The sequence below is a fragment of the Sphingopyxis macrogoltabida genome (assembly GCF_001307295.1).
Taxonomy (GTDB): domain Bacteria; phylum Pseudomonadota; class Alphaproteobacteria; order Sphingomonadales; family Sphingomonadaceae; genus Sphingopyxis; species Sphingopyxis macrogoltabida_B.
This window is the reverse complement of the sequence record NZ_CP012700.1, coordinates 1,187,567-1,206,682: the sequence shown is the minus strand read 5'-3', so window position 1 is coordinate 1,206,682 and position 19,116 is coordinate 1,187,567. Positions and strand designations below refer to the sequence as shown.

Sequence of the window (19,116 nt, the reverse complement as noted above, 5' to 3'; positions counted from 1 at the left end):
CGCGCTCGGCCTGCCTCACTCGCTGATTGGGGCAGGTCGGAGCCGTTCGAAGCCGGCCCATCTACTTTCCTTACCAGCGCAGTAGCGGAGTGAGAATGAGCCGGCCAGCGGCCGCCGACGATATGACGACCAGGCCGTGCCAGACAGCGATGTGGACCATATCGTCCGACGAACAGTGCAGCGCGAGGATCGTCGCACCCGCCGCTCCGGCAGCAACCCCGACAACCCAGCCCGCACGCGTGGGCGAGGTCGGTGCGCTGCTCTTTAGCCAGCAGAAGAGCGCAATTCCGACGCCAAGTCCTCCGACCAACCCGTCGAGGGTGCATCGCAATCCGTTCTGGGGGCGCATTGCTTCCATGGCGCCATGGCTGTCGCCGAAGCCCATGAACAGCGCAGTGAGCGGCAACGCGAGCGATGCCAACCCGGCCCAGCGCCAGCCGCTATAATCCCGCCCGACCCCCGGCAACCCCATGCGCAGCGCACTCCACGCGGCCGACAGGCCGAGCGCTGCGATCAGCCAGAAGGCCAACATCGGCAGCGGTGCCATCATCGCGCCCGCCGCAAGATCGTGTCGCATGCCGAGCAGCCACAGCAGCAGCGTGCCGACGGCAATCCACGCGGCCGCGACCCAAAGCCCGCCCTGAGCCAACCGCCGCGGCCGCACCGGCCTGAGATCGTCGGCCAGCCCGTCGATGAGCGCGTCGGTCGATGCGTCGGTCATTCTCATTCGCTTTCAATCAGGGAGGCAAGTTTTTTGAGCCCACGGTGGATATTCACTTTGACCAGGCTCTCGCTCTGGCCGCAAATTTTCGATGCCTCGGCGATCGAGGCGCCCTCGATCTTGACGAGCGTGATGGCCTGCGCCTGCTTTGGCGGCAGCAACGTCATCAGATGATCGATGCTGAGCCGCGCATGGACCGACTCATCTTCTGCACCGACCGCTGCGTCATTGTCGCCGAGTTCGGCCTCGTCGCGCTGACGGCGCAGCATGTCGATCCAGCGATAGCGTGCGATCGCCGCGATCCAGGGCAAGAAGGGCCGCCGGTTATCCCATGTCGCAAGCTTGCGATGCATCGATGCAAGTGTATCCTGCACCAGGTCGTCAATGTGATGCGGCGCGATGCGGCGGGCGAAGTAGCGTTCAAGCCATTTGCGGCAGTCCCCGAGCAACGCACGATAGGCCGCACGATCCCCTCGCTGCGATGCAGCCATCAAGCGCGCGAGCGAGGATTCATCGAGGCTCATTGCGCGCGCATTCTAGCAGCCAGCGCGTCGAGCGAGAACAGTCCGCCGCCGCGGACGATCAGGATCGCCGCCATCGCCACCCACAACGAATGCTCTGGCCACCAGGCATCCGGAAAGACGAATATCTGGATGACGAGCGTCATCACCAGCAAAGCGCCAGCAGAAAAGCGCGTCGCGAGGCCGAAGAGGAGCAGGAACGGGAAGATATGCTCGGCATAGGTGGTCAGCGGCACCGCGAAGACAGGATCGAGCGGCAGGCCCGAAAATTCGGATGCGAACAGATCATATTGCGACGGGTTGATCCGCAGGAAGGTGCCTTCGACCACCTTCGTCTGACCCGACCGCCAAAACACGCCCGCAAGCGCGAGGCGGAGCAGGAATAAAGCGGCGGATTCGGGAATATGCGAGGCAGCGATCTCTATGCCGCGGTCGTAGAATGCGACTAAGCGTTTCATCATCAAAGCCTTTCGAATGCCCTGCGCCGATCGGTACCGCTCATCCGGCAGCACCCTCGGGCTGATCTTCGGCGAAACGCACGAGAAAGTTACCGGGCGGCAAGCACGAAGCTGTGAAACATGTCGCTCCGCAAAACGGAAGCGCCGGGCAGCGTGCGCGCCGCCCGACGCTCGCGTGGGCCGAGACGCGTCAGGCCTTTGGCGTCAGCGATCCGGTGCCCTTGGGTGTCTTGATCGCAGTACAGGTACCGGCCTTCACCAGCTTCCACGCATTACCCTGGTAGTCGACCTTGGACGTACCCGCACAGCTGGTTCCCGCGCCGGCCTTGCAGTCATTCTTCCCGGCGAGCGAAACGCCATAGCATTTCTCCATGGCCTTGGGCGCCGCAGAGGCATTGGTCGCGGTCGCAGCGATCGCGAGCGCCAGCGTTGCAGCGACGGTGGCATAGGTCTTGATCATCATCATTCTCCTGAAAAGGGGATGCCCACTCACGAGGTCGGGCATGAACAGGAGTTCGCGGACCATCGACGGATGGTTACAAAGACGTGCTGTGCGATGCGCAACAGCTTCGCTCTGTGAACGAGATGGTCGCACGCACCGCCCGTTGTCCACAATCCGTGCCACCGCGCCGCGGCGACGCGGCCCGCGAGCTTTGACACTGTGGCCGCGCCTCGCCTTTTGCGTTGGGGATGTAACCCCGGGGCGGTCCGCGACGAACTGGAGAGGCCAATCCGGCGAAAAATTCTCCAGGAGACCGATATGATCACGCTTCGTACCAGCACCAGCATCGCCGCTTCCGCCGCCCTCATCGCCATGGGCGCTGCAGCCGTCCCGACGGCGGCCGTCGCCAAGGGCGCCACCACTACCGTCCATTGCTATGGCATCAACACCTGCAAGGGCACGTCGGACTGCAAGACCGCGCACAACGAATGCAAGGGCCTGAACGACTGCAAGGGCCAGGGCTTCAAGGCGATGTCCGCCAAGAAATGTGCTGCCGCCGGCGGCAGCCTGACCGAGAAATAATCCCCCCGGTCCGGCGGGTTTCCCTGACGCCCCCCTCCCGCCGGGCCACCTTCCTTCTGTTCCGCGAGGTCCCGATGACCCCTCCCTTTTCCGGCTTCGGTCTCGGCCTGCGCAAGCCGCATTATGCCGAATTTCTCGAACAGCGCGTTGCGGTTGATTTTGTTGAGGTCATCTCGGAAAATTTCATGGTCGACGGCGGCCGCCCGAAACGCATCCTGCAGGAGATACGCGAGCGCTATCCGGTCGCCTTGCACGGCGTGTCGATGTCGGTCGGTTCGGCTGATGGCCTGAACGCGGTTTATCTCGCGCGATTGAGGGCCCTCGTCGATGAAATTGAGCCCTTGTTCGTGTCGGACCATCTCTGCTGGACGCAATTCGACGGGTTCAACTCGCACGATCTTCTGCCGCTCCCCTACACGGATGAAGCGCTCGACATCGTCTGTGCGAATGTAGACCAGACGCAGGACATGTTGGGCCGGCAGATGCTGATCGAAAATCCGTCGAGCTATATCGAATTCGATGGCGACACGATGCGCGAATGGGGATTTCTCGATGCGCTGTGCGCACGCACGGGATGCGGATTGCTGCTCGACATCAACAATATCTTCGTCAGCGCGACCAACCATGGTTTCGACCCGATCGCCTATCTCGAGGGTGTCCCGCACGACCGCGTCCGCCAGATCCACCTGGCCGGACATTCGCAGGGAGACAAGATGCTGATCGATACGCATGACAGCCCCGTGCCGTCGTCGGTATGGGACTTGTATGCGCATGTCCTGCCGCGCCTCGGGCCGGTTGCGACGATGATCGAGCGCGACGACGCGATCCCGCCGCTGCATGAGTTGCTCGCCGAACTGGATCATGCCCGCGCCACCAGCACGGCGGCGCGGTCGCTAGCAGCATGAGCCTCGCTCAAACGCAGCGCGCGTTCAGCGCCTGGTTGCGAACCGGAGCGAGCGACGACGCCATGCCTTTCGGGTCCAGCGCACTGCCAGGCTTGGCCATCTACCAGAATAACTTCCGGGCGCAGCTCGCTGACTGTCTGGAAGACAGCTTCCCGCAAACGCGCCAATGGATCGGCGGTGAGGCTTTTCACGATGCCGTCGTCCACCATGTCGAGCGCGTACCGCCGAGCAGCTGGACGCTAGACGCCTATCCGCGCGATTTCCCTGCGACGCTCGCGCTGCTCTATCCGGACGATCCCGAAGTCAATGAACTGGCGGATCTCGAATTGGCATTGGCCGAGGCCTTCGTGGGGCCGGATGCCGAACCGCTCGCTGCCGAGCGCATCGCGCAGGTCGATTGGGATCGTGCCATCCTGCGGTTCACGCCGACGCTCGATCTGAGGCCCTTGACGACCAACGCGCCCGACATATGGAAGACTCTTACCGGGGAAGAAATGCCGCCAGCCGCCGCGCTCTTGCCGGAGCAAGCCGCGTTGATGACCTGGCGCCAAGGCGAAATGTCGCGATTTCGTGTCATTGACGGCGCCGAACAACGGGGCATCCTGCTGACGCGCAATGGCCTGCCGTTCGCAGCGCTCTGCGCGCAACTGGTCGACGAGATGGGCGAGAGCGAAGGCGTGGCGCTGGGCGGGGCCTGGCTCGGCAGCTGGCTGGCCGATGGTCTTCTGACGGACATTGCCTGACAGGACCAATGATCCTGGGCCCCATCCCGCCCACGCGTCTCGCCAGTGAGGCCATTTCTGCGCGCGCCGGTCGGCGTCGGCGTCTATTTCGCGGCGCCGACGATCGACCCCGTCAGCGACGAACTTGCGGGCCGCGCCGGCACGGCGCTCGGCCTCGGCATATTTGCGAGCCCCGTGGGCCTGATCATTCCGTTCATCGATCCCGGCGATGCGAAGGCGGCGCAGTGCGGTCCGGTGCTCGCGGGCGCCACCGCGGCGGCCCAGCGTACCAGCAAGGATAAGCCGCGCGACGATGTCGGCAAGGGCACCACCGCGAAGTCCGAGGATGGCAAGCAGTCGGCCGACGGCCAGAAGAAGAAGCACAAGAAATTTCTCGGGATATTCTGAGGCTTCGCAGGTGCAAGGGAGCTTTCGTCACGGCGCGGCGGTTCATCGCAGCCTGCAGAAGGCGGGCGCGGGTGACCCCGAAGACCGCGCCAACGCGCGGGTGTTGCTGTGACGCCTGCCATTCTGCCCTGCCCGCTCAGTCCATCGCGGAGAGCATTGCCTCGATCGTGGTGGTCGCAAAGCCGATGGCGCTATCCGAAATGCCGTAAGGGATGAACAGCTGCCCGCCGACCCGGGTGGCGCCGCAGGTGTACACGACGTTCGGCACATAGCCTTCGCGGTCGCTCTCGGCAGCGGACAAGATCGGGCAACGCGTCCGCGCGATGACCCGCGACGGATCTTCGCGGTCGAGGAGCGCCGCTCCGAGGCTGTACTTGCGCATCGCGCCGACGCCATGGGTGAGCAAAATCCAGCCTTCGTCGCATTCGATCGGGCTGCCGCAGTTGCCCATCTGGACAAATTCCCAGGGAAATTCGGGCCGGATGAGGATCTGCCCCTCGTCGTTCCACTCATCGAGGCTGTCCGACGTCAGGATCGTGATATTTTTTCCGTCCTGGCGCGCGACCATCCGGTAACGGCCGTCGATACGGCGCGGGAAAAGAGCCATCCCCTTGTGCCGCGCCGCGTGCCCCCGGAGCGGCTCGAGACAGAAGCTGCTGAAATCCCGCGTCCGGAGCAGCTCCGACCGGATCGCGCGACCCGAATAGGCGGTGTAGGTGCCGAGATATTCGATCTCGCCATCGTCCTCGACGAAGCGGACCAGGCGCAGGTCTTCGAGACCGTTGCGCTGTGCCTCGGTAACGGGGAACAACACGCTGTTCGAAATCGCGCTGCCTGCGTGGCGATGGACGCTGACCGCCTCGTCGTGGCCCATCTGGTGACGGTCGTCGGCGACGGCCGCCATCGCCGGTCCTGACTGCGGCCAAAGCTGGAAACCGGCCCCCGGACCGATGATCCCCTCACGGAAGGCGACCGAAGAAATATGCCCTTCGCCAACCGCGCGCATCGACATGATAAAGCGGAGCTGCTCGCCGCCAAGACCGCTTTGATCGGGATGCGGGACGATGCTCGGGTTCATGAGCGCCGCGGCGGCATAGCTATATTCGTGGCAGAAATAGGCGCCGATAAGGCGGCGTTTGACAGGCGACACCGCCTGATCGTCGAGATCGAGGTCTTCCGAGATTTCGCGATAGCGCTCGTCGAAAATCTCCCCGATCTGCCAGTGGCGCTCCGAGAAATCCTTCCAGATCAATCCGAGTTCGAGCTCGGCCTGATCGTCGTCGAGACCGAGAATGTCGCTTACCAGCTGCGCCGCGCGCGGGGGCTCCGAGACGTTCGACTGCCAGGCAAGGTGGAACGGCCGCAGCACCACACGACCGGGATCGGCCGTCAGCTTTTCATCAAGAATCTTAAGCGGGGACTGCTCGGGCCGGCAGATCAGCATGGATGGTCTCGACCTTTCATATCGTCGCCTTCCACCGGCAACTGGTCGCGCACGATGAAGCGATCGGGGAGAAAAGCAAATGGTCTTCGCGCCGCAACGTTCCCGTCGCCCGATCAAAATCGACCGCGCAAGGTGCGCCGCCGGACACGGCCGGGCGGCCTCGCCCTCGCTGTCGCTGCTTCGAAGGCGGCTATGTCGCGCTAGGCGGACGAAGATCCGGCCCCGGCGCCGGGCATGGCGGGGGCTTCGCGCCGCGACGGCGCACGGGCCGTTCGCACGCCGCCGATCTGCCACATATTGGCGCCCGATTTCGTCATCCGGGCGAGGAGATGTTCGCCTTCGAACAGCTCGACCTCGACGCCGTCCTTTTCGTTGCGGGCCAACAGGAAAGCCTGTTCGGGACTGTCCGCATGAAAATCGACGCGGCGATGTCGCGCCGACGCGTCGGTGACGATCATATGAAATACGCCCATGGCCATGATCCTCGAACATTCGAGACGGCACGCATGCCGGCGCCGGCTTGGCGAATGGCGCAATCACCCGCGATTGTGCCGGCAGCCGTGCAAGCCATCGGATGCGACCCGATTCCCTTCGCCTCTGTATAGCAGCAACGGGGGTCTTTTCCGACTCCCGCGCGGCCGCGCCGGTGCTCCCCGCACAGCGACAGCTTGGCGCCGTAGAGCGCGGAATTCGCATGGTTTGGCCGCGCAGCGCCTTTTCGGTGACCCGGCTGCCGGGCGGCGGAATCGTTATAACCTGAGTTAATCGGAGGGCTTTATTTCCCGATCCCATCATGTTGCACTGCAACCCGAACGCACGTGCCGCGTTAAGCATGCACACAATCAGCCAGTTCCCGAGCCCGGTCTTGAGGCCGGCCTCTTCTTCGCGCGCATCCGCGAGCGAGGCGGAAGGCGCGCGCGTGCGAGGGAATGCCAGCCACGAGGACGGATATGAAGCACGACAGCGAAGGCCGTTTTTTCCGGAATGTTTGCGAAAACGATGGTCCCGTCTCTGATATCGCTCTTGCCGCCAGCGGTATCGAGACGACCGCGCGCGTGGCCCTGATCGGATGTTTCAGACCGCGTCGATGCGGCATCGCGACCTTTACCGCCGACACCCATGATCATCTGCGCGCGGTCCGGCCCGATCTCGCCATCGACGTCTATGCGATGTGCGGCGAAGGCGATCGGGCGCTTGGCGCCGAAGTGGCGTGCACGATCCGCGAGCAAGAGGCCGCAAGCTATCGCGCGGCCGCCGAGGCGATCAACGACAGCGACGCGAGCGCGATATGGCTTCAGCATGAGTTCGGCATTTTCGGCGGCGTCGCCGGCGACATGATCCTCGAGCTGATCGATCGGGTTGCCGCGCCGCTGATCGTGACGCTTCACACGGTGCTCGCCGAGCCTAACCCCGACCAGCGCCGGGTCATGGAACGACTGATCGCCCGCGCAAGCAAGCTTGTGGTGATGAGCGATTTCGGCCGCGAAATCTTACGCGACGTCTACGGGGCGAGCAGCGACCAGATCGTCCATATCGAGCATGGCACGCCCGATCGCCCCTTCGTCGATGTCACGCCGCTGCGCGAGACCTTGGGAATCGCCGACCGACCGGTTCTCTCGACCTTCGGTCTCATCGGGCCGGGGAAAGGCCTCGAAACGGCGATCCGGGCCCTGCCGGCGATCACCGCCCAATATCCCGATATTCTCTACCGGATCGTCGGCGCGACCCATCCCAACCTGGTCGCCGCCGAGGGGGAAGCCTATCGGCAAAGCCTCGAACGGCTCGCCGAGAGCCTCGGCGTCGAAGATAATATCGCCTGGGAAAATCGCTTCCTCGATACCGGCGAACTGCTCGACCAGATCGAACTCTGCGACATCTATCTTGCCCCCTACCCCAATCTTCAGCAAATCACCTCGGGCACGCTGGCATATGCCGTCGCGCTGGGCCGCGCGGTCGTATCGACCCCGTTCGTTCATGCGCGCGAACTGCTGGGCGATGACGTCGGCATCTTGCTCCCCGGCGCCGACAGCGAGGCGATCGCGGAGGCGGTGCTCCTGCTTCTCGCGGTCCCGGAAGAACGGCGCGCGTTGCAGCGCCGCGCCTATGCCCGCGGCCGGCGGACCGCCTGGACGGTCATCGCACAGACGTGCGGTGCGTTGGTCGACGGAGTCACCCGGCGCGATCGACCGACGGCGCGCGGGCGCGCCGCGCCTGCGCTGGAGGGCGCATGGTCGCTCTGCGACGAAGTCGGCATGTTCCAGCACTGCAACCACTTTGTCCCCGACCGCGCGCATGGTTACTGCATCGACGACAATGCGCGCGCGCTCATGCTCTTGCACAGCCTGCCGCCGCGAGCGCAGGAAGAAGCGATGTCGCGCGCGCAAACCTTCGCGAGCTTTATCCAGCACGGATGGAACGCCGAGCGCGGCCGCTTCCGCAATTTCATGGGTTACGACCGCCGGTGGCTGGAAGACGCAGGGTCGGAAGACAGCAATGGCCGGACATTGTGGGCGCTGGGCCATGCCGCCGCGCACGCCGCGGCGCCCGCGATGCGCGATTGGGCGGCGAGCTGGTTCGATCGAAGCGCCGCCATGTTCGAGCAGTTCGAGAATCCGCGGGCGATTGCCTTCGCGATGCTCGGCGCCGACGACCGGCTCGGACACGACCCCGGAAATGCGCATGCGCGCGCGATCGTCGAGCGCGGCGCGGCCTTTCTCTCGGCGCTATGGAAAACGGAACGCCGTCCCGGCTGGGACTGGTTCGAAGCCGATCTCGCGTACGACAACGCGCGTCTCGCCGAAGCCCTCATCCGCGCCGGGAGGCGGCTGCCATCGGTTCCGCTCGTGGAGATCGGTCTCGACGCCCTGGCTTGGCTGACCTCTTACCAAACGGCGCCGGACGGTCATTTTCGTCCGGTCGGATCCGAAAGCTTCGGCAAGCCTGGCGAAAGCCTGCCTTTCGACCAGCAGCCGCTCGAGGCGTGGGCGACGATCGCGGCCTGCGCGGCCGCGTCGGCAGCCACGGGCAACGCGCTCTGGTCGACGCACGCCGAGACCGCCTACGCTTGGTTCCTCGGCCGGAACGACCGCCACCTGCCGCTGGGCGATGCCAGAACGGGGCGCTGCTTCGACGGGCTCACCCCGCGCGGCGTCAATCGCAACAGCGGTGCTGAGTCGGTGCTCGCCTTTCATCTCGCCTATCGGACGATGGCCGACATGTTCTGGCGCGAAGCCATAGCCGATTCCCCGGACTGGCGCAGCGCCGGCACGGGTCCGCTTCCTGCCGCGGCACCGGCGCCGGCGCCGGCGCTCGCCCACTGAGGAGACTGCGAATGAGCGCGCCGATCCAACCCGTCATCCTTTGCGGGGGTGCCGGGACCCGCCTTTGGCCTGCGTCCCGCGGCGCCCGCGCGAAGCAGTTCCTCGATATCGTCGACGACGAAAGCCTGTTCGCGCAGACTCTCGCGCGCGTCGCGGGGCCGGCCTTCGCCGACCCGCTGGTCATTTGCGGCGCCTCACACGTCGAGACGGTCCGCGAGCAGGCAGGCGGACGCGCGATCCGGCTGCTCGTCGAGTCGTCCGCCCGCAATACCGCGCCCGCGATCGCGCTCGCGGTCGCAGCGTCGTCGCCCGATGCCCTTCTGCTCATCATGCCGAGCGATCATATTATCGACGATGTCCCGGCCTTCCACGCCGCGATCGAACGGGGCTCGCAGCTCGCGCGCGACGGCTGGATCGTGACCTTCGGAATTGCGCCCGACCGTCCCGACACGGGTTTCGGCTATATCGCGAGCGGCATGGCCATCGGCAACACCGGTTTCGCCGTCGAGCGGTTCGTCGAAAAGCCGCCCCTAGATGTCGCAAAGTCCATGATCGCCGCCGGCGGCTACAGCTGGAATGCAGGGATATTCCTGTTTCGTGCCGGGGCCATGCGCGACGCGATGCGCGTCCATTGTCCCGACATCCTTGCCGCAGCCGAAGACGCGCTGGCCAACGGGGGTGACAACGGCACCGCACGCTATGCCGACCTCGCCAGCTTCGAGGCGGCGCCCGCCGTCTCGATCGATTATGCCGTCATGGAGAAGTACGACCGGGTGGCCGTCGTACCCGTGTCGATGGGCTGGTCCGACCTTGGAAGCTGGCATGCCGTTCACAGCCGTGCCGCGCACGATATGGCCGACAACAGTTGCCGCGGCGACGGGCTCTTTCACGACAGCAGGGGTTGTCTCGTGCGCGCCGACGGGCGCCGCGTCTCGCTCATCGGCATGGAAAATGTCGCAGTGGTCGTCGACGGCGACGATATTCTCGTGATGCCGCTCGCCCGATCGCAAGAGGTTCGCGCGGCGGCTGCGCTGCGCGAATGAACTTGCCGGGCACTGCCGGATCAGAGGCCGAAACGGTGCTTCGGAATGTGAGTGATCCGGCACGCGAGGTCGGATTCACCCGAGGCGACGATATAATGATCGCCGGCATCGGCGATCCCCGTGGTGAAGACGATATCGCGAACATACATCCTGTCTTCGATCGGCCGGGTAAGCTCGGGGTTCGCCTCGAGCAGCGGACCATGGTCACCGCGCAGGACCCGCGACGGATCGTCCGGATCGAGCAGGGACCAATAGGTGCGATAGATGCCCACGATCTCCTTCGGTTCCACCCCGTGCCAGAGCGTCAACCAACCGTCCGGCGTCAGGATCGGCGGCGTTCCGCCGCCCATTCGCGCGGTCGCAACGGTGTCGGCATGCGGGCGCAGGCCGGGCTCGCGATGGGGCTTCCAGTGCAGCGCGTCGGGCGAGGTCGCGAGGTTGATCGAAGGACCCGCACGCCACGGGCTTCCCGGCGGGTAAGCGAAATAGAGGCTGCCGAGCGGGCGCGTCTGGGCCCAGTATTGCCCGTCGATCCGTCCCTCGAAGATCAGCATGTCCTTGTTCTGATGATCGAGGACGATGTCTTCAAAGCGCCAGTCGAGGCCGTTGTCGGAACTGTAGAGCGTCGTCGAATGGCGCTCGGGGCTCACCGAGCAACAGGTCATCAGCCATCGGCCGTCGACGCGGCTGATGCGCGCGTCTTCGATACCATAGCATTGGAAGGGCGCCGCGGGTGCGATGGCGCGGTCATAATGGATCGCGACGATGGCGAGCCCGTCCGGCGTCAGCTCGACCGGCAGGAGCCAGGAAAGCGATGTCAGCGCGATAACCTGCCAAGCGCCGCCGCGCACGAGAAACGTGCGCGGGTCGGACGTATCGCAAAGTTCGAGCGGCCAGGCATCGCGCGCATAGCGACCGGCGTCCCATCTTATGCTGTGGACATGGCCGTTTTCGACTGGTTCGCGCAGCGCCTCGGCTACGCGCACCATCATCAGCAAATTGCCGCTCGCGAGGCGGGTCAGGCCGGGATTGAAAGCGCCGAGCACAAAGGTTTCGGCATCGAGCGAGCCCGCAAGCGGCGAACGGGAGAGATCGACATCGTCGGGGCCGAAAATCAGGCGATCGGTTTCGAATGGCATCGGGCACTCCGGTTGACGGCGCGGGAGCGGCTTCGCGACCTCGAGGCCGCCCCGCCGATGCTTCATCAAGGCTCGAAGCGGGCCAATGTTCCTCTTCTGCGCGTCCGGATCGTCATTCACGCGGCGCGCGCTGCCGCCCATCGCATATCGTACGGCCCCTCCAAGGAATTTATCGCATGAAACAACTCATTGCCTTCGACCTCGATGGAACGCTCGCCGAAAGCAAGCAGCCGCTCGAGGCCGAAATGGGGGAGGCATTGGCGGATCTGCTGGAAGTCGCCGATGTCGCCGTCATTTCGGGGGGCGACTGGCCGCAGTTCGACAAGCAGGTCGCGAGCCGCCTCCCGGCTCGCGCCGACCGGTTTCGCCTGTGGTTGATGCCGACGACCGGCACCAAGCTCTACACGCATCGCGAGGGCGCGTGGGCGGCCGTCTATGCTGAGCTTTTCGACGATGAGCAGAAGCGCCATATCTTGGACGCCTTCGACGCGTCGCTCGAAGCGACCGGATTTGTACCCGAGGAAACCTGGGGCGAACGGATCGAGGATCGCGGCAGCCAGATCACCTTCTCCGCGCTCGGGCAACAGGCACCTATCCACGCGAAAGAGATATGGGATCCCGATTTCGCGAAGCGCAAGATCATCCAGGCCGACCTGACGAGCCGGCTCCCGGGCCTGTCGATCAACATGGGCGGCGCCACGTCGATCGACATCACGCGCGAAGGCGTCGACAAGGGTTACGGACTGAAGAAACTTGCCGAGGCGAGCGGCTTCCCGCTCGATGCGATGCTGTTCATCGGCGACGCGATCTTCCCGGGGGGCAATGACTATCCGGCCAAACAGATCGGCCTCGACACCGTTCGCGTCCGCGACCCGCAAGAGACGCTTGCCGTCGTCTCCGCGATCATCGCCTGCCAGAGATAGGCCGGCGCGACCTTCGTCGGGCACCGGTCGGCCCCGGCAGGACCGGCGGTATGTTCCGCGCCCGTCCGCCGCTGCGCGAGGCAAGCAAAGATGGCGCCGGGATCAGGGATGCTCCAGCCGCGTCTCGACGCGAATGAGCGACACCGCGGAGCGCCGCGGCTGGGTCAGCATGAAGTGGACCGCCACCGCGATATCCTCGGCGCGAAGCATCTTGTCCTCGTTGATGAGCTCGCGCTGCTTCTCGGGCGGGAACTCGGGATATTGGAAGTCGGCGCCGGTGAATCCGGGCTCGATTAGCCCGACCTTGATGTCTTCTTCGGCAAGCTCCTTGCGGAAGGAGGGCACAAAGCCCTGGATGCCCGATTTGGCGGCCACATAGATCGAACCACCCGCTCCTCTCGATACCGCCGACATCGATCCGATGAAGACGATGTCGCTCCCCGCCGACATCCTTCGGGCCGCTTCCTGCGCGCAGATGAGATAGGCAGTGAGGTCGGTGTCGAGCTGGTAGCGCGTTTCGCTCTCCCCGCTGTCGGCGAGCGCTGCCGCAGGGATCGCAGCGTTGATAATCGCGATGTCGATCTCGCCGAGATAGGCGGCCGCTGCCTCGAAGAAGCGATCGACATCGTCGGCGATCGAGAGATCGACATTGATGCCGTCGCCCTCGCCCACCTCGTCGATGCGGCGCAGCGCATCGGCAAGATGCTCGGGGGTGCGCCCGCAAACGAAAACCCGCACGCCGTAGCTTGCCAGCAGGACGGCGATGGCACGCCCGATCCCCGTCGTGCCGCCGGTTATGATGGCGCGGCGACCGTCGAGACCGGGCTGCTGCGTATGCGCGTCCTGTTCGTCTATCATTCCGGGCTCCTTCCTGTCGCGCCGCGCGCGGGGCCCCGCCCTCCCCTCAGCGACGTCTGGAGACCGCCGAAGTTCCCGTCGGACGGGTTGAAGCGAGGCTGCGCCGCGCGAGCGGCCGGTCGCCATCGCGAAAAAATTCGCCTGGCCTCACGCTCGCGGGCCCGACGCTCGTCGTGGCGGGCACCGGCGATGCATTCATCGGCCGAATAGCGGATTGTTCCGGGTCAGAACTTGCGATGAAAGCTGACCAGATCGGCGTCAGGATCGCCATAACCGCAAATCAGGCCGCGCAGCATCTGCGCCGCCATCATCGAGAAGGTGATCCCGTTTCCGCCATATCCCATCGCCGCATAGCAGTTCGGCATACCGGGAATGCGGCCGATGGTCGGAGTCCCGACCGGGCTGTCGCCGAAACTTCCGGCCCAGCTATACGCAGGTGCCGCGTCCACCCCCGGCAACAGCGCAGCAAGCTTTCGCGACAGCGTCGCTGCCTTGTCGGGTAGCTTCGCGTCACGAAGAGCCGCATCGGCTATTTCCTCATCCTCGCCGCCGCAGATGATTTCTCCGCGCGGGGTGGTTCGGATGTAGAGATAGGGGTCGGCCGCTTCCCATATCATCGCCGCGGTCGGCCAGATTGCGCGGGGCTGCGGGCGCGTCGCGATCGACCAGCTCGAGATGATCCTGTTTCCCTTGCGCGGGATTCCCTTTATCATCTCATAGCCCGTCGCCATGACGACATGGCGCGCGCGAATGCTCGGCCCGCGAACCGAGACCAAGGTGACCCCCTCGCCCATCGGCGCGATGTCATAGATATCGACGGGCGCGTAGAGCCGGGCGCCCCGCGCCAGCGCGACATTCAGATAACCTGCAGTGAGACGCCGCGGATCGGCGGAGTAATTGCCGAATCCAATCAGCGCATGGCGTCCCTTGATTCCGTAACGCTCCTGAACCGCAGCGGGTTTGAGCAATTCCACCTCGAAGCCCGCACGCCGCCGGGCGTCGGCTTCGACCGCAAGCCCGGCAGCATCGAGCACATTGCCGTCGAGATAGATCGAGCCGCGCGTCGCACCATCGACGGCAAGGCCCAGCCGTTCGGTCCGTTCACGGAGCGCGTCGACCGACTGGCGGGATCGCCGCCAGATGCGTTCGGCCTTTTCACGACCGATCCGCTCGGCCATCAAGGTCAGCGGCGTGTCGAGTTCATATTGCAGCATCGCGGTCGACGCCGCGGTTGATCCCTCTGCCGGTCCCCGGCGATCGACGATAACGGTCTTGAGCCCCGCTTCCGACAACGCCTCAGCGATCAGGGCGCCCGACACGCCTGCCCCCACGACGACTACATCGCACGCAATGTCCCTTGTCAGCGGCTGCGCAGCGATCGCAGGACGACGCCGAGCCGACCAGATCGACTGGCCGGTCCGGAGGTCGCGATGATGGGTCGCCGATGCGCGGTTCACCATGACGGGCGATCAGGCAAGATCGCGCACCTTGGTTTCGCGCGCCCAGTGGCGCCGCGTTCCAACGTCGGCGAACTTGTCGATCGCAACGACCCCGCCGTCCTTTTCGACCCCCGCCTTGTCGAGCAGCAACTGTGTCGCCTCGTCATGCGCGATCGTCTTGCAATGGCCATAGGCGTCCATGAACCACTGGACCGCGGCGCCCTGCTTTGAGAGAGCCTCGGCCTGTTCATCGGTCAGGATCGACGCCACCGCATCGAACAATACCGAGGGCGAGCCCGCAAGCTGGCCGTCGGCCTTAAGCGTGCCGCCCTTGACCTTGATCCCGCCGACTTTCGGCGCGACGAGGAAGGCGGTGCCGCCGGCGCTTTCGATATCGCCTTTCAGCTTGTCGATCGCCGCCTTGTCCGATCCTTCGGCGAACAGGATCGCGACCTTGCGTCCCTCCATCGTGTCGTCGGCATTCTTCTGGATCGACAGCGCGTCGGAAGGTTCAAGATCGACCGGCGCGCGCGCGGCCTTTTCCTTCGCTGGCAGGTCGATCGCGAGACCCGCGGCGACACGCTTGGCCAGGTCCTCATCGATGTTGCGGAGCTGACCGACGACGCGGGCGCGAACATGATCGAGCGTGACCTTCGACAGTTCAAAGACCAGCGCCGAGGCGATATGCGCCTGCTCATTCTCGGTCTGCGAGAGGTAGAACAGCCGTGCCTGGCTGAAATGATCGGCGAAAAGCTCGGCGCGAATGCGCAGCTTCTGCGCAGGGTCGTTCCGCTCGTCATTGGCCGTGAAGGTCTTGAAGCCCGTTTCGGCGCTTGCGCGCGGACCGCCATTCTCGCCCGCCTCGGCCAAGCTGTTCGGCTCGTAATTCGCGCGCCCGGTCGGGACGAGCGTCTGCATCATCCCGTCGCGCTGGAAATTGTGGAACGGGCATTTGGGCGCATTGATCGGGATCTGGTGGAAGTTGGTCGTCCCCAGCCGCGATTTCTGCGTGTCGAGATAAGAGAAGAGCCGGCCCTGAAGGAGTGGGTCGTTGCTGAAATCGATGCCCGGAATGATATTCGACGGCAGAAAGGCGACCTGTTCGGTTTCGGCGAAGAAATTGTCGACATTGCGGTTGAGCGTCATGCGGCCGACGATCTCGACCGGGATATCCTCCTCCGGGATCAGCTTGGTCGCGTCGAGCACGTCATAAGGTTGCTTGGCCGCAAACGCTTCGTCGAAGACCTGCACGCCGAGGTCCCACGCCGGGAAATCGCCCGCGTCGATCGCCTCGAACAGGTCGCGGCGGTGGAAGTCGGGATCGGCCCCCGCGATCTTGACCGCTTCGTCCCATGTCGTCGACTGGATGCCTAGCACCGGCTTCCAGTGGAATTTGACGAATTTGCCGTCACCCTTTTCATTGACGAAACGGAAGGTGTGGACGCCGAAGCCCTCGATCATGCGAAAGCTGCGCGGGATCGTGCGGTCGGACATCGCCCACATGATCATGTGCATCGCCTCGGGCATCAGTCCGATGAAGTCCCAGAAGGTGTCGTGCGCGCTCGCCGCCTGCGGATATCCGCGATCGGCCTCCATCTTGACGCTGTGGACGAGGTCGGGGAACTTCATCGCGTCCTGGATGAAGAACACCGGGATGTTGTTGCCGACGAGGTCCCAGTTGCCGCTGTCGGTGTAGAGCTTGACCGCAAAGCCGCGCACGTCGCGCGGGGTGTCGACCGAGCCCGCGCCGCCCGCGACGGTCGAGAAGCGCACGAAGACCGGGCAGGTCGCGCCCTCCTTCTGGAAGATCGACGCCTTGGTAAGCCCGGGGATCGCCTTGGTGCATTCGAACACGCCGTGTGCGCCCGACCCGCGGGCGTGGACGATACGCTCGGGGATGCGCTCGTGGTCGAAGTGGAAAATCTTCTCGCGGAGAACAAAGTCCTCGAGCAGCGTCGGCCCACGCTCGCCGGCGCGCAGCGAATTCTGGTTGTCGGATATGCGATGGCCGAAATTGTCGGTGAGATAGGCGCCCGCATCGGCCCCCTTATCGCCGACGTCCTGATGGAGTTCGTCGCCATTTCCCCGGCGGTCGGCCGGCGCAGCTTGCCCCGCTCCCGGCTGATGGTCGCGAAGGGCGTGCTCGGTGGTAGGGGACGGTGCGGGCTTCTTGGCCATGGTCGGTTCCTTGGATTTCGAGGGAATTGCATCTTCAACCCCCCGCTCGCCCTTAGGTTTCGCGGCGCGCCCGCATTCTGTCCTATTTCTGGTCCGCCATCACATGCCCCTCCTGTTCGCGGAGCCAGTTGTGGAGCCGCGTCGCCGCCATCGCGCCCTGCCCCGTCGCGACGCTGATCTGGTCGAGACCTTCAAGGACGTCGCCCGCGGCATAAACGCCGGGAAGCAGTCCGTCCGAAAAAGCGCTGAACGGGATGCAGCCATTGGGGTCGGTCCACGGCCCCAGCATCGCGGCGAGTTCGCTGCGCGGCGTCGATCCGAACGCCGGATAGAGCGTATCGAACCGGCGCGGCGCGGCTTCGCCCTCGATTGCGACGAGCATCGCGTCCTTCGTCGCGTCGAGGCGCATCACCCGGCCTTCGAGGACATCGACGCCGCTCGCCGCCAGTTCGCTGCGCTGCGCGTCGGTGAGCGCTACCTGCCATTTCGGGATGAGCGTGACATCGCTCGAATATTGCCGCAGGAACATCGCCTCGGCCGCGCCATGAAGGTCGGAGCCGAGGACCGCGATCCGTTCGTCGCTATGCTCAAATCCGTCGCAGATCGGGCAATAGCGCAGCACGCCGCTGCGCACGGCCGCCCCATGATCGCCGCTGTCGAGCTGAGCCAGATTGGTGTCGACGCCGGTCGCGAGGATCAGTCCGCGCGCGTCGATGATCGCACCGCCTTCGAGGATTGCGCGAAAGCCGCCCTCGTCGTCTCGCCGCGCGATTTCGACAACTTTCCCCTCGGCAATCTCGGCGCCGTAACGCATGGCGTGGTCGGTCATGCGCGCGATGAGATCGGCCCCGATGATCCCATCAGGAAAGCCCGGAACGTTGCGCGAGCGCGGGACCCAGAGCGCGCGCGAACTGCCGTCGTGCACGATCCGGACTCGGCGCCTATAGCGTGCGATATACAAGCCGGCCGCAAGACCGGCGGGGCCCGCGCCCACGATCAGAACATCTATCATGTCGCCGTCCGCACGCTGTTCCGTCTCCATCAGCGCGACACCTGCGAAACAAGTTCAAACGCGTCACCCATCGCCGCCATCGCGGCAGTGTTGTCGAAAATGCACCATGCTGGTGCCTCTCCCTGGCCCTCGCGCTCGATCAGCGTTGCATAACCTCTGAGCCGCTCGGCGCCATAAGGCGAACGATATATGGTCGGCGATCCGTGGAGGCGCCAATAGGAGAGCCCGCGCCAGCCGCCCGGCACCCCGGCCGCAGGGACGCGCGCCGGATCGGCGGCGACGCGCGCGACTTCGCGCGTCGCCAGCAGGCGCCCAGCGCCGGGTTCGAACCAGCTCGCATGGCGCGGCTCGCAGGCGATACGAGCGGATGTCGAGGCTCCAAGCTCGGTAAAGAAGCGCTCGGCCACTTCGACATCGAGCGTCAGATTGGGTGGCAACTGAACGAGCAGGACGCCGAGCTTCGGCCCCAGCCCGGCGATCTCATCGACGAAACGCGCAATCAAGTCACCGCAATCGCGAAGGCGGCGTTCATGCGTGATCGTGCGCGGCACTTTCACCGCAAAGCGAAAGTCCTCGGGTACGATCGCCGCCCACCGCGTCCAGGTGGCGGGACGATGCGAGCGGTAAAAGGAGGAATTGATCTCTACGCACGAAAAGCGGTGCGCATAGCGTTCGAGCGCAAAGCCCGCATCCGGAAACCGGTCGGCATATTGCGACGCGATGCTCCACCCTGCTGTTCCGATCCGCCATCTCATCGTTCGAGAACGCAGCTTCCGTCAACTGGATGCGCGTGACGGCGATTTGGCGATATGTCGGAAGAGGTGCCGCGACGAGATCATGCGCGGGTCGAACGCATCCCCCCTCGCCGCAGCGCTGCTCGCGTAGCGCGGCAGCATTGGTCACACACTAACCTGGATCAAGTCTCCTCGCGTTAGATGTGGGCTACGCACAGGAACGTTTCGCGGCGAACGGGATTTGACGATCGGCAAGCAGGGAGAATG

At 64.9% G+C, this 19,116-nt stretch carries 19 protein-coding genes; 7 read left to right on the top strand and 12 right to left on the bottom strand.

Features of this window, described 5'->3' with window-relative positions:
* Window positions 1–70: 70 nt before the first annotated feature.
* The 4 genes from AN936_RS05605 to AN936_RS05590 form a co-directional block, all read right to left on the bottom strand.
* Window positions 71–721 carry an NrsF family protein gene (locus AN936_RS05605; protein ID WP_054587265.1) on the bottom strand — a complete coding sequence of 217 codons (651 nt, stop codon included), beginning with the start codon at window positions 719–721 and terminating at the stop codon, window positions 71–73.
* A 2-nt stretch (window positions 722–723) separates the two neighbouring features.
* The gene (locus tag AN936_RS05600) at window positions 724–1,245 is read right to left on the bottom strand and encodes a sigma-70 family RNA polymerase sigma factor (protein WP_054587264.1); all 522 of its coding nucleotides are present in this window, start codon (window positions 1,243–1,245) and stop codon (window positions 724–726) included.
* Window positions 1,242–1,700 (bottom strand): DoxX family protein, encoded by a 459-nt coding sequence (locus AN936_RS05595; protein ID WP_054590130.1) that lies wholly within the window; start codon window positions 1,698–1,700, stop codon window positions 1,242–1,244. The genes AN936_RS05600 and AN936_RS05595 overlap by 4 nt, the downstream gene beginning before the upstream one ends.
* Window positions 1,701–1,890: 190 nt before the next feature.
* Window positions 1,891–2,160, bottom strand: coding sequence for a DUF2282 domain-containing protein (locus AN936_RS05590; RefSeq protein ID WP_054590129.1), 270 nt, complete (start codon window positions 2,158–2,160; stop codon window positions 1,891–1,893).
* A 300-nt stretch (window positions 2,161–2,460) separates the two neighbouring features.
* Between AN936_RS05590 and AN936_RS05585 the strand changes: the two genes are divergently transcribed.
* The 4 genes from AN936_RS05585 to AN936_RS05570 all read left to right on the top strand — a co-directional run bounded on the left by AN936_RS05585 (window position 2,461) and on the right by AN936_RS05570 (window position 4,759).
* A complete protein-coding gene (locus AN936_RS05585) occupies window positions 2,461–2,724 on the top strand; it encodes a hypothetical protein (protein WP_054587263.1) in 264 nt (87 codons plus the stop codon).
* A 74-nt stretch (window positions 2,725–2,798) separates the two neighbouring features.
* The gene (locus AN936_RS05580; RefSeq protein WP_054587262.1) at window positions 2,799–3,629 is read left to right on the top strand and encodes a DUF692 domain-containing protein; all 831 of its coding nucleotides are present in this window, start codon (window positions 2,799–2,801) and stop codon (window positions 3,627–3,629) included.
* Window positions 3,626–4,372: a DNA-binding domain-containing protein gene (locus tag AN936_RS05575; protein ID WP_054587261.1), complete on the top strand. Its 747-nt coding sequence runs from the start codon at window positions 3,626–3,628 to the stop codon at window positions 4,370–4,372. The genes AN936_RS05580 and AN936_RS05575 overlap by 4 nt, the downstream gene beginning before the upstream one ends.
* 45 nt (window positions 4,373–4,417) lie before the next feature.
* Window positions 4,418–4,759 (top strand): hypothetical protein, encoded by a 342-nt coding sequence (locus AN936_RS05570; RefSeq protein ID WP_054587260.1) that lies wholly within the window; start codon window positions 4,418–4,420, stop codon window positions 4,757–4,759.
* A gap of 136 nt (window positions 4,760–4,895) precedes the next feature.
* On the opposite strand, the gene AN936_RS05565 is transcribed toward AN936_RS05570, so the two are convergent.
* A complete protein-coding gene (locus tag AN936_RS05565) occupies window positions 4,896–6,203 on the bottom strand; it encodes a glycoside hydrolase family 130 protein (protein ID WP_054587259.1) in 1,308 nt (435 codons plus the stop codon).
* A gap of 200 nt (window positions 6,204–6,403) precedes the next feature.
* Entirely contained in the window at window positions 6,404–6,676 is a 273-nt protein-coding gene (locus tag AN936_RS05560; protein ID WP_054587258.1) for a hypothetical protein, read from the bottom strand.
* A gap of 582 nt (window positions 6,677–7,258) precedes the next feature.
* Between AN936_RS05560 and AN936_RS05555 the strand changes: the two genes are divergently transcribed.
* The gene (locus AN936_RS05555; RefSeq protein WP_234715753.1) at window positions 7,259–9,523 is read left to right on the top strand and encodes a glycosyltransferase family 4 protein; all 2,265 of its coding nucleotides are present in this window, start codon (window positions 7,259–7,261) and stop codon (window positions 9,521–9,523) included.
* An 11-nt stretch (window positions 9,524–9,534) separates the two neighbouring features.
* The gene (locus AN936_RS05550; protein WP_054587257.1) at window positions 9,535–10,566 is read left to right on the top strand and encodes a mannose-1-phosphate guanylyltransferase; all 1,032 of its coding nucleotides are present in this window, start codon (window positions 9,535–9,537) and stop codon (window positions 10,564–10,566) included.
* A 20-nt stretch (window positions 10,567–10,586) separates the two neighbouring features.
* Here AN936_RS05550 and AN936_RS05545 read toward each other — a convergent pair whose 3' ends face one another.
* Window positions 10,587–11,705: a glycosidase gene (locus tag AN936_RS05545; RefSeq protein ID WP_054590128.1), complete on the bottom strand. Its 1,119-nt coding sequence runs from the start codon at window positions 11,703–11,705 to the stop codon at window positions 10,587–10,589.
* A 176-nt stretch (window positions 11,706–11,881) separates the two neighbouring features.
* Between AN936_RS05545 and AN936_RS05540 the strand changes: the two genes are divergently transcribed.
* On the top strand, window positions 11,882–12,628 hold the full coding sequence (locus tag AN936_RS05540; protein ID WP_054587256.1) for an HAD-IIB family hydrolase: 747 nt from the start codon (window positions 11,882–11,884) through the stop codon (window positions 12,626–12,628).
* 102 nt (window positions 12,629–12,730) lie between these two features.
* On the opposite strand, the gene AN936_RS05535 is transcribed toward AN936_RS05540, so the two are convergent.
* From AN936_RS05535 to AN936_RS05515, 5 genes are all read right to left on the bottom strand, one after another.
* Window positions 12,731–13,486: an SDR family oxidoreductase gene (locus AN936_RS05535; RefSeq protein WP_054587255.1), complete on the bottom strand. Its 756-nt coding sequence runs from the start codon at window positions 13,484–13,486 to the stop codon at window positions 12,731–12,733.
* Window positions 13,487–13,710: 224 nt separating this feature from the next.
* Window positions 13,711–14,946, bottom strand: coding sequence for an NAD(P)/FAD-dependent oxidoreductase (locus AN936_RS05530; RefSeq protein WP_054587254.1), 1,236 nt, complete (start codon window positions 14,944–14,946; stop codon window positions 13,711–13,713).
* A gap of 9 nt (window positions 14,947–14,955) precedes the next feature.
* Entirely contained in the window at window positions 14,956–17,103 is a 2,148-nt protein-coding gene (locus AN936_RS05525; protein ID WP_054587253.1) for a catalase, read from the bottom strand.
* Window positions 17,104–17,185: 82 nt separating this feature from the next.
* The gene (locus AN936_RS05520; protein WP_054590127.1) at window positions 17,186–18,115 is read right to left on the bottom strand and encodes an NAD(P)/FAD-dependent oxidoreductase; all 930 of its coding nucleotides are present in this window, start codon (window positions 18,113–18,115) and stop codon (window positions 17,186–17,188) included.
* Between the two features lie 29 nt (window positions 18,116–18,144).
* Window positions 18,145–18,870, bottom strand: a complete 726-nt coding sequence (locus tag AN936_RS05515; protein ID WP_054587252.1) for a DUF72 domain-containing protein — start codon at window positions 18,868–18,870, stop codon at window positions 18,145–18,147.
* Window positions 18,871–19,116 lie beyond the last annotated feature (246 nt).

Bases quoted from the DNA above. Each gene is read 5' to 3' on its own strand.
- AN936_RS05515 (WP_054587252.1), bottom strand. From the start codon at position 18,870: ATGAGATGGCGGATCGGAACAGCAGGGTGGAGCATCGCGTCGCAATAT.
- AN936_RS05560 (WP_054587258.1), bottom strand. From the start codon at position 6,676: ATGGGCGTATTTCATATGATCGTCACCGACGCGTCGGCGCGACATCGC.
- AN936_RS05530 (WP_054587254.1), bottom strand. From the start codon at position 14,946: ATGGTGAACCGCGCATCGGCGACCCATCATCGCGACCTCCGGACCGGC.
- AN936_RS05580 (WP_054587262.1), top strand. From the start codon at position 2,799: ATGACCCCTCCCTTTTCCGGCTTCGGTCTCGGCCTGCGCAAGCCGCAT.
- AN936_RS05565 (WP_054587259.1), bottom strand. From the start codon at position 6,203: ATGCTGATCTGCCGGCCCGAGCAGTCCCCGCTTAAGATTCTTGATGAA.
- AN936_RS05585 (WP_054587263.1), top strand. From the start codon at position 2,461: ATGATCACGCTTCGTACCAGCACCAGCATCGCCGCTTCCGCCGCCCTC.
- AN936_RS05545 (WP_054590128.1), bottom strand. From the start codon at position 11,705: ATGCCATTCGAAACCGATCGCCTGATTTTCGGCCCCGACGATGTCGAT.
- AN936_RS05600 (WP_054587264.1), bottom strand. From the start codon at position 1,245: ATGAGCCTCGATGAATCCTCGCTCGCGCGCTTGATGGCTGCATCGCAG.
- AN936_RS05540 (WP_054587256.1), top strand. From the start codon at position 11,882: ATGAAACAACTCATTGCCTTCGACCTCGATGGAACGCTCGCCGAAAGC.
- AN936_RS05520 (WP_054590127.1), bottom strand. From the start codon at position 18,115: ATGATAGATGTTCTGATCGTGGGCGCGGGCCCCGCCGGTCTTGCGGCC.
- AN936_RS05595 (WP_054590130.1), bottom strand. From the start codon at position 1,700: ATGAAACGCTTAGTCGCATTCTACGACCGCGGCATAGAGATCGCTGCC.
- AN936_RS05525 (WP_054587253.1), bottom strand. From the start codon at position 17,103: ATGGCCAAGAAGCCCGCACCGTCCCCTACCACCGAGCACGCCCTTCGC.
- AN936_RS05535 (WP_054587255.1), bottom strand. From the start codon at position 13,486: ATGATAGACGAACAGGACGCGCATACGCAGCAGCCCGGTCTCGACGGT.
- AN936_RS05590 (WP_054590129.1), bottom strand. From the start codon at position 2,160: ATGATCAAGACCTATGCCACCGTCGCTGCAACGCTGGCGCTCGCGATC.
- AN936_RS05575 (WP_054587261.1), top strand. From the start codon at position 3,626: ATGAGCCTCGCTCAAACGCAGCGCGCGTTCAGCGCCTGGTTGCGAACC.
- AN936_RS05605 (WP_054587265.1), bottom strand. From the start codon at position 721: ATGACCGACGCATCGACCGACGCGCTCATCGACGGGCTGGCCGACGAT.
- AN936_RS05550 (WP_054587257.1), top strand. From the start codon at position 9,535: ATGAGCGCGCCGATCCAACCCGTCATCCTTTGCGGGGGTGCCGGGACC.